The sequence below is a fragment of the Agarivorans sp. genome (genome assembly GCF_050295395.1).
Lineage (GTDB): Bacteria > Pseudomonadota > Gammaproteobacteria > Enterobacterales > Celerinatantimonadaceae > Agarivorans.
Genome location: NZ_JBNKPP010000220.1, coordinates 1 through 2,115, shown reverse-complemented (window position 1 = coordinate 2,115; position 2,115 = coordinate 1). Strand labels below are relative to the sequence as shown.

The following is a 2,115-nucleotide window of genomic DNA, read 5'->3' as shown; positions in this document are numbered from 1 at the left end:
CTGGTGTTAACTGCAAACCTTTAAGTTGATGTACATCGCCTATGCTAGCAGCAGCCTGCATAGCACCAGCACCATAAAGGGCGGCAGCAATAGTACAAGTTAGTATTTTAAGCTTCACTTTGCTTTCTCCATTATTGTTATTGCGAGCCGTTTTTAGGGGCCAGCTGCCTAGCGGCATACCATCTAAGCACTCAAGTTGGAGAAAACCTCAACACTTTTACGTAGCATTTTGTACAATCTGATAACACAAGAAAAACACAAAACTCACACATCCCTTTGCAGACAAAGATGTAGCATTTTGTAGCACTATGAATAATTATGCTTAAATTCTGTGAACAAAATGATAGGCTGAGGCTCGTCTTAATGCGGTTTAGCAATGCATTTAAACAACATTGGGGATTATCTAAGAAGTGGCAGTTAACGTCAGAAAACAATGCTTACCGCTCGTACTACTACTGAGTTGGTGTACCACACTGCAAGCTAAAGAAATTGAAACAGTTTCCGCCGGAGACTGGCAGATTTCCCTTGCCGCAGGTTATGGCGCACTCGAAAACCCAAGGGCAAAAGTTGAAAATATCAACACTTGGATACTGCCCACTTGGTATTACTACGGTGAGAACTTTTATGTCGAAAACTTCACCTTAGGTTACAGCCTGTACGAGTCAGAAAGCTTTATTGTCGACCTACAGACGCGTTTTAATGAGGACGGATTTTTCTACGAATTCGATGGACTGAATAAACTATTACTGAGTGATATTTTAGGTTATACCCCAGTGAAGCAGCCCATCAATCCTAAAGTCGTCAAATTCGAGGAAATTGAACGCAATCTTTCCTACCTAGGTGGACTCAATGCCACTTGGGTGACGCCCTATCTCGATATCAGCCTAGGTTACTTCCACGATATTACCGGCGTTCACCAAGGTAACGAGATCCAGCTTAGACTCAAACGCAGTCAGGCGTTTTCATGGGGGGCGCTCGGCTTTGAGATTGGGGCAATTCGCAAGAGTGAAAACCTCGTCGGTTACTACTATCAGCTCACTAAAGAAGAAGAAGGCCCGCTGCGAACCAAATATCAACCCTCAGCCGCCATCAATTACCATGCCCGCAGCGTGGTCAATGTGCCCATTTTCGACAGCGTTAATTTTGTGGCTATACTCGAATATACTTGGTTAGGACAAGAAATCACTGACAGCGTATTGATAGATAAAGCTGGCTATGTTTCTGGATTTGTTGGAATTAGCTATGACTTCTAAGGCATACCATTCCAATTCGCTGTGGCTCACCTACTGCACCTATTGCAGCTTAATGATTGCCTGTTTCGTCAGCCTATCTTGCCTCGCCGACGAATTGAGGATCACACCAAATACCTGTGCAGTGACACTAGAAAAGCCCTACTGCCACTTAGACTTACTGATTGAATATCAATCGGATATTCCGCAATCACTCTGTGTATGGCTCACGACAGAAACCGTTGCTATCGCCTGCTTTCAAGATAGGCTCGATTTTAAATACCAAATACAACTGACCTTAGCGAAAGATACCTTGTTCGAACTCAGGGATCCCAAAAACAATAGCTTAGTGACCACCGCATTAGTCAAAGTCGCTAAGTTTGAACCCGCCAACCCCAGAAGACGTCGTGGACTGAACTGGAACTTATTATGACAAGCGCGCCAATGCCTGAACCCTTATCGCAAATCCTGTTAATTGAAGACGACCAACCCCTTGCCGAACTGGTCTGCACTTATTTAACCCAAGAAGGTTACAAGCTTATCCATTTAGATAATGCCGAAGACGCGCTGATCCGCCGGGATACCGATGAGTTTGATCTGATCATTTGCGATGTCATGCTGCCAGGGCAAGATGGCTTTAGTATTTACCCGCAGTTAGCGGCGAGTTATCCCTGCCCGATTATCTTCCTGACGGCGCTCGATAATCATGCCGATCAGATTCGAGGATTAAATCTTGGCGCCTGCGATTATTTGCTCAAACCCGTAGTACCCCCTTTACTGCTGGCGCGGATTAAGGCCAACCTGCGCAAACAGCAATCCAGCAGTAGCCGCAGTAAACTTAAGTTACACGACCTGTTTTTAGACCCCAACCTACAGCAAGTGAATC

3 protein-coding genes are annotated in these 2,115 nt (G+C 45.1%); all 3 read left to right on the top strand.

Annotated elements, in window-relative coordinates:
• Positions 1 to 410: 410 nt before the first annotated feature.
• The gene (locus ACQY6Q_RS12450; RefSeq protein ID WP_427981852.1) at positions 411 to 1,253 is read left to right on the top strand and encodes a MipA/OmpV family protein; all 843 of its coding nucleotides are present in this window, start codon (positions 411 to 413) and stop codon (positions 1,251 to 1,253) included.
• On the top strand, positions 1,243 to 1,662 hold the full coding sequence (locus ACQY6Q_RS12445) for a DUF3019 domain-containing protein (RefSeq protein WP_427981851.1): 420 nt from the start codon (positions 1,243 to 1,245) through the stop codon (positions 1,660 to 1,662). Before ACQY6Q_RS12450 ends, ACQY6Q_RS12445 begins: the two co-directional genes overlap by 11 nt.
• Positions 1,659 to 2,115, top strand: a 457-nt coding sequence (locus tag ACQY6Q_RS12440; protein WP_427981850.1) for a response regulator transcription factor, incomplete at its 3' end; no start/stop codon positions are given. The genes ACQY6Q_RS12445 and ACQY6Q_RS12440, both read left to right, overlap by 4 nt.

Coding starts and splice junctions, on each gene's coding strand:
- ACQY6Q_RS12445 (WP_427981851.1), top strand. CDS start 1,243: ATGACTTCTAAGGCATACCATTCCAATTCGCTGTGGCTCACCTACTGC.